This is a genomic window from Moorena sp. SIO4E2 (genome assembly GCF_010671945.1).
In the GTDB taxonomy this organism is placed as follows: domain Bacteria; phylum Cyanobacteriota; class Cyanobacteriia; order Cyanobacteriales; family Coleofasciculaceae; genus Moorena; species Moorena producens.
This window is the reverse complement of sequence record NZ_JAAHIE010000474.1, coordinates 1-5,673: the sequence shown is the minus strand read 5'-3', so window position 1 is coordinate 5,673 and position 5,673 is coordinate 1. Positions and strand designations below refer to the sequence as shown.

The 5,673-nt window shown below is 43.9% G+C and carries 8 protein-coding genes; 3 read left to right on the top strand and 5 right to left on the bottom strand.

The genetic code is table 11. The features are described 5' to 3' along the window. Nucleotides 1-478, bottom strand: a 478-nt coding sequence (locus F6K37_RS30820; protein WP_287254338.1) for a metal ABC transporter substrate-binding protein, incomplete at its 3' end; no start/stop codon positions are given. Between the two features lie 124 nt (nt 479-602). Here F6K37_RS30820 and F6K37_RS30815 point away from each other — a divergent pair. From F6K37_RS30815 to F6K37_RS30805, 3 genes are all read left to right on the top strand, one after another. Beyond that, complete coding sequence (locus F6K37_RS30815) at nt 603-1,322, top strand: metal ABC transporter ATP-binding protein (protein WP_008185482.1); 720 nt, start codon at nt 603-605, stop codon at nt 1,320-1,322. A 173-nt stretch (nt 1,323-1,495) separates the two neighbouring features. Then, complete coding sequence (locus F6K37_RS30810) at nt 1,496-1,978, top strand: DUF2656 domain-containing protein (RefSeq protein WP_287254336.1); 483 nt, start codon at nt 1,496-1,498, stop codon at nt 1,976-1,978. A 129-nt stretch (nt 1,979-2,107) separates the two neighbouring features. Next, a complete protein-coding gene (locus tag F6K37_RS30805; protein WP_287254339.1) occupies nt 2,108-3,007 on the top strand; it encodes a metal ABC transporter permease in 900 nt (299 codons plus the stop codon). Between the two features lie 130 nt (nt 3,008-3,137). Here the strand turns inward: F6K37_RS30805 and F6K37_RS30800 are convergent, their stop codons facing one another. The 4 genes from F6K37_RS30800 to F6K37_RS30785 all read right to left on the bottom strand — a co-directional run. Continuing rightward, the gene (locus F6K37_RS30800; protein WP_287254334.1) at nt 3,138-3,305 is read right to left on the bottom strand and encodes a hypothetical protein; all 168 of its coding nucleotides are present in this window, start codon (nt 3,303-3,305) and stop codon (nt 3,138-3,140) included. 56 nt (nt 3,306-3,361) lie between these two features. Further along, on the bottom strand, nt 3,362-4,495 hold the full coding sequence (locus tag F6K37_RS30795) for a linear amide C-N hydrolase (protein ID WP_287254332.1): 1,134 nt from the start codon (nt 4,493-4,495) through the stop codon (nt 3,362-3,364). Between the two features lie 494 nt (nt 4,496-4,989). Continuing rightward, nucleotides 4,990-5,271, bottom strand: a complete 282-nt coding sequence (locus F6K37_RS30790) for a tellurite resistance TerB family protein (protein ID WP_008185472.1) — start codon at nt 5,269-5,271, stop codon at nt 4,990-4,992. A gap of 181 nt (nt 5,272-5,452) precedes the next feature. Next, the coding region (locus tag F6K37_RS30785) for a hypothetical protein (RefSeq protein WP_287254330.1) at nt 5,453-5,673 on the bottom strand (221 nt) is incomplete at its 5' end.

Below are 5,673 nucleotides of genomic sequence, written 5' to 3'. Positions count from 1 at the left end.
TCTCATGGTCATGGTGATCATCATGGTGATCCTTATGGTCATCCTTATGGTCATCTTTTTCTTGCTCATGATCATGGTGGTGATGTGCTTCCGCCATAATTGGACTAGGCACAGCTTGATCATGCACCGCTATTTTAGGAGCTGGTGTATTAGTGGCTTGAACTAATTTAATAACTTCTGGTTCAAAGTCGTAGCCACCGTATAGAACTAGTTGGGCTTGCTCTAGGGATTGGCGAGCTAAGGTGGTAGCTTTGTAGGTATGAGGGTCTTGACCTGGTTCAATCAGACAGGCCATATCAATGGTATCTTGGGCAATTTCTGTTGTTAAGTCACAAAGCACACTGTAGGATGCTACCACTAGTGGCTTCTCCCTTGATGAGGTTTCACTGGTTTGACTACAACCACCTAGTGCTACTCCAAAGGCGAGAGCAGCACTAGCTAAGATGTTAGGAAGTTTAACTGGTGAAGGCTTCAGCATAGATAAACCCGCTTAAATTAGTAGCTATTAAGAACAAGAATCATTTTACAAGGCTTAGGCTGAGAACGACAATCAGTTGCAGCACGCTACACTATGATAGTGGTAGTCGTTCTCACAAAACCTAATGTTAGAAGTCCATAACCTAGGAGTCTGTTACCGAGACACTTGGGCTATTTGTGATATATCCTTCTCCCTCCAGCCAGGACAATTAACTGGCTTACTGGGGCCCAATGGTGCTGGCAAAAGTACTATGGTGAAGGCGATGCTGGGACTGATTCCAGCAGTGAATGGGGTAGTGAAATTGGCAGCCCGTCCCCTCCGGAGTCAATTAAAACGAGTCGCTTATGTTCCTCAGCGATCGCAAATTGATTGGGACTATCCGATTACGGTATGGAATGTAGTGATGATGGGTCGTACAGTCCACACCGGTTGGTTTAGGTCTCCTAGTCGCCAATCTAAGGAAATTGTTAAGAATGCGTTAGAACGGGTGGGTATGTTCGAGTATCGCCACCGTCAAATTGGCGAACTCTCTGGTGGACAGCAGCAGCGGGTATTTTTAGCGCGGGCTCTAGCTCAACAAGCGGAGTTATTATTTTTTGATGAGCCATTTGTGGGCATCGACAAAAAGACGGAAGACATTATTTTTGAGGTTTTTAGTGAACTTAAATCCCAAGACAAAACCTTACTAGTGATCAGCCATGACTTAGGAGAAACCTTAGCTCATTATGATCAACTCCTTTTATTGAATAAGCAACTGATTGCTGTGGGTTCAAGGGCCCAAGTGCTGACACCGGAAAACCTGAGCAAGGCTTATGGTAAGGTGATGAGTTTGGCCGCAGCTTGAGGGCTGAGTGTTGAGTGCTTAGTTCTGAGTGCAGAGCCTGCTAAGTCTGTCAGTCCCAGAGTAGGAGAGTAATACATGTTAGATAGGGTTCACTGTTCAGCAATGAACCCAACCTAATATATACTGATTCTTGCTGGGCTGGAAAATTGATCAAACAGGATATCACAGGACTTATGACTGACTCTCAAACTGGTCGGATGTTGCTTTCCCATAACTTTGAACTATCAGACGATAGTTTCCCTGAACTAAACCGGGAAGAATTCACTCAGGTATTTGCTGAAGGATTAAGTAACTATCCATCCTTAAAGTGTCGTAAATTAGATCATCCCCATTGGATGGTTGAAATTTTATTCCCTACTCAAGAGTTTACCCCACCTCAAGTTGGAGAATTGTGCGCTAAAGCTCTAGACGAGAAGCGGATTAGTCAAAAAAAAGGAGATTTTTTGCCAGATATATTAATATTAGGAGGTTTAAAGAAAACTCCACCCTTAAGTAATTATCCTGATACTCTCCAAACCGGAGAATGGGGAGTTGATGTTGTAGAAACGACCTCAGCAGAGCAATTTTTAACAGCCCTAGGATGGGAGGATAAAACAGCTGGTAAAACCATTGACAATGTTTTCAAGATTGAAAAAATAAATAATACTTCATCCTAAATTTAAATCAATTATCATTAGTTGGTTATAATTATAGGTTTCCTAAATCAATTGTGATAATTTTTGATCCCAAGTTCCCGACTCCCGACTCCCGACTCCCGACTCCCGACTCCCTACTCCCTTTTATTTATTATGAATTGGCTGATTGAGCCCCTAGGTTTTGAATTTATGCGGAATGCGATCGCAACGGCTGTGCTGTTGGGGATATTAAGCGCAGTGGTAGGCAGCTACTTATTTGTACAACAAATGAGCCTGATGAGTAGTGTGATTTCCCATTCGGTTTTACCTGGTCTCTCAATCGCATTTTTTTTAGGAATAAATATCTCTATTGGTGCATTGATTGTAGGTATCATTAGCGCTTTAGTGGTAGCGGTGATTCCTAAGCGTACCCGAGTCAAAGTCGATGCAGCAATGGCGTTGACCCTCAGCAGTTTTTTAGGCTTAGGAGTGATCCTAATTACGGTGCTGAAAACTAACCAACTTGACCTAGAAGATATTCTTTTTGGTGACATCTTAGGGGTGAGACCAGGCGATGTCTGGCAAACCCTGGTGATTACAGGAGTAATTTTAGTATTAACAAAGTTGTTCTATAAAGAGCTATTATTCTATACCTTTGACCCCTTGGGAGCCCAAGCTAGCGGTTTACCGGTAAAAGCAATTTATTTCGGGTTAATCGTGGCGATTACTCTCACCATTGTGGCCAGTATGCAGACGGTAGGGGTGTTGCTGGTTATTTCTATGTTAATCGGACCCGCGACTACCGCTTATTTATTAGTCAAAGAATTACATCACATGATGGGATTAGGCTCAATGATTGGAATTATTTCCAGTGTCAGTGGGATGTATATAAGCTACTATTTTAATTGGCCATCAGGTCCAGCAATTGTAATGGTAATCTTTAGCTTATTTATCCTAGCATTTTTGTTTAGCCCAACCCAAGGGATTCTAACGGAGCCAGCTGTCGCACTTCGCCAGGCTAAGTTATTGACTTTGCTGAAAGAATTATTGAGATTGAATAGAGGAGAGTAATATTAGGTTCGGTTGACTATTTATAAATGGTAGGGAATAGGGAATAGGGAATAGGGAATAGGGAATAGGGAATAGGGAATAGGGAATAGGGAATAGGGAGTTTTATGTTTTTTTTATAACTGAATCATATCTAATCTAATAAATGGGCAACAGCTTGTAACTGCTCCATATACACAGGGTAACTCATGATTGGCTTTTGCCTGGGATAGCCTGACCCAAACGATGTTCGCGTAGCCTTCCCGAAGGGTAGCCGATGCTCTGGGGCGACTCCTTCGGGAAGGTTAATTAGGCACGCCAAGGCTTGTCTTAGCTGTGTTTCGTACCTCAGCCTAGCCTAGGATGGGACTACTGAGCTTACCGGACAAGGCAGAAACTTGGAAGGTCTTCAACTGGAATTCCCTCATCGCAGGGGCCAGTAAACTTGAATGCCTCTGCTTCAATAAAATCACCAGTAACATTACCGACTAGATCATAGTTTCCTGAGAGTTCCAACTTCTTGACTGGTGCTCCTTCTTTCAAGTCATCTTCTGTCAGCTCGACCCAAATAATATTGGGGGATAAAGTTGACTCAAAGTAATAAACTTTGCTAAGGTGATTTGCTGCTGTTCGCCACATGGTAGAGGCAATATTGGGTTCTTCTGGATCAGTTAATGGTTGGAATGGAGCTGATACATTGCGAATGACCGACATTACATTGGCCACTGTTTCTCTGTCGGACTCAGGAGTAGGTAGATTTTTTAGGTAATAGCTCGCTCGTACATACCTGTCAGCTGCTCGGCCTGTTCCAGGTAGCATAGCTTCGCCACCTACTGATTCCCAATAAGCATTAAGTGCTATTTGCTCATCGTAGATAGGAGAGTTGGTCATCACCACAAATTCCTTTCCATGGTGAATAACCAGCTTGCCTTCGACGTGTTCAAAGATAGCCGAGTCACCCAGTGGATCTGAAATAGAAAAATGGACTGTAGCGGGATGGCTGATACCGCTGTCGCTAGGAAGGGTTGAGGGAACGACTTGTAACTCATCGTTCTCCAATGCACTTACCGCTTCCTGAACCGTTGCAAAATTGTCCAAAATATACTGAGTGTATGCTGACCATGATATTCCCTCACGGGAGGTGTCACGGTCGCCGAAATCTGCTTCGGCAAGAAACAGCATATTTGCCATCAAGCCTTTTTCATTCAACCCATCAACAGTAGCTGTATCGTAGGCAGCAGCGATCACACTTCCATATTTTGACTTCCACTCAACAGAATTATTACCTACTACCCCATCTCGCTCCATTCCAGCCGGAAACATCCATAGATTGGATTTAATGTCTTCATACCAATCCATACTGCGGCCAGTGACAGCATAGGTCGGTGTAACGTCTTCTGTATAAGACGCATGAAGAGCCCGTGAACATGCTTGAGCATCACTCAAAAAAACCAGATTTATGATTAACCCACAGATCAATAATGCTTTGAGAGTTCGCACAATGAAGTGCATAACTTATTCCTCCTGTGTTTATGCATGTAGATTGCACCAGTAATAAAATGTATCAGATCCTGCCAAATTTCTCTAGACCTCGCCACTAGTGATCGCGCCACCATCCCAACCCAGCCTTGAGAACCTCGCAACTCAAAGGACTTGGACTCACGAGCAAGCGCTACCATAATCAGTACCTATGACCTTGGCGACTTGAAGGGATTGGAATTACAGGCGATCGCCCCGCTCTGACTCCGAGGGAGAAACGGTACCTACGACCTGGGATGCCTAATGGCTTTGAGGGCAGCAGCGGGAGACTAGCTTTGGGGAAAAAGCGATCCTTTCCCCTACTCGTTCGCTACGGTGAAGGGTTGGGAATTCCTTAATCCTATAAGGGCGATTATGTTGTTGAAATGTAACTAATTCAACAACATAATTACTCTCAATTGAGGTACTCCTAATCCCCAAAGCTTGATTGCGATCGCCAATCCTGCGAGGAGCCACTAACAACAAGTCTAATAAGGGATGCCTTCAGGGAACATTACGGCAATCCGTTTTTTTCGCATCTCGGCTTCGGACATGCAAATTTCCTCAATCTGATTAACGACATCTTCTTCAATGCCAAGATATTGGGCCATTTTGTGGACTGATGCCTGTTCATCCGGATGATATTCTGCATCAGCAGCACAAGCCTTAATGGCCGCATAAATAATCGCACGACGACCGTTTTTGTCTAGAGTGGGGGCCTGGGCAAGAACCTCAAGTAGATCATCATCTGCCGGGTAATCTTTTGCCATGTCATACTCGGTATTGCTATGGTAACAGGCAGAAAGACATAGCTAGTGTTGTTTATTTTCTTTCCCAAGATGGTGCATCATTTATGACTGGAGCGCTGATTCCGATAGATGGCGGACTCACGTCTCAGACTCAATCATTATCATCCCTCAATGTTTCGGATACTTAAGCCCAAAAAAAACCTCAAAACGGGAGATTAATATAAGATGCTTCTAACTCAGAAGCATTAGCTAAGCTCCTCCCAAGGAGGCTCACTTCATCTTCGACCATGGGCTCTTGAGTCTTTTTAGCGTGGTCTCGCTTGTTTTTTCGACTTTGGTTTATGCTTCGGTGTGAATAACTCCCATCCCTGTCTGCTCCAGAGAGTAAAACAATATTCAAGCCGGAGGCAAATAGGAGCGTCC

Bases quoted from the DNA above. Each gene is read 5' to 3' on its own strand.
- F6K37_RS30815 (WP_008185482.1), top strand. From the start codon at position 603: ATGTTAGAAGTCCATAACCTAGGAGTCTGTTACCGAGACACTTGGGCT.
- F6K37_RS30810 (WP_287254336.1), top strand. From the start codon at position 1,496: ATGACTGACTCTCAAACTGGTCGGATGTTGCTTTCCCATAACTTTGAA.
- F6K37_RS30795 (WP_287254332.1), bottom strand. From the start codon at position 4,495: ATGCACTTCATTGTGCGAACTCTCAAAGCATTATTGATCTGTGGGTTA.
- F6K37_RS30790 (WP_008185472.1), bottom strand. From the start codon at position 5,271: ATGGCAAAAGATTACCCGGCAGATGATGATCTACTTGAGGTTCTTGCC.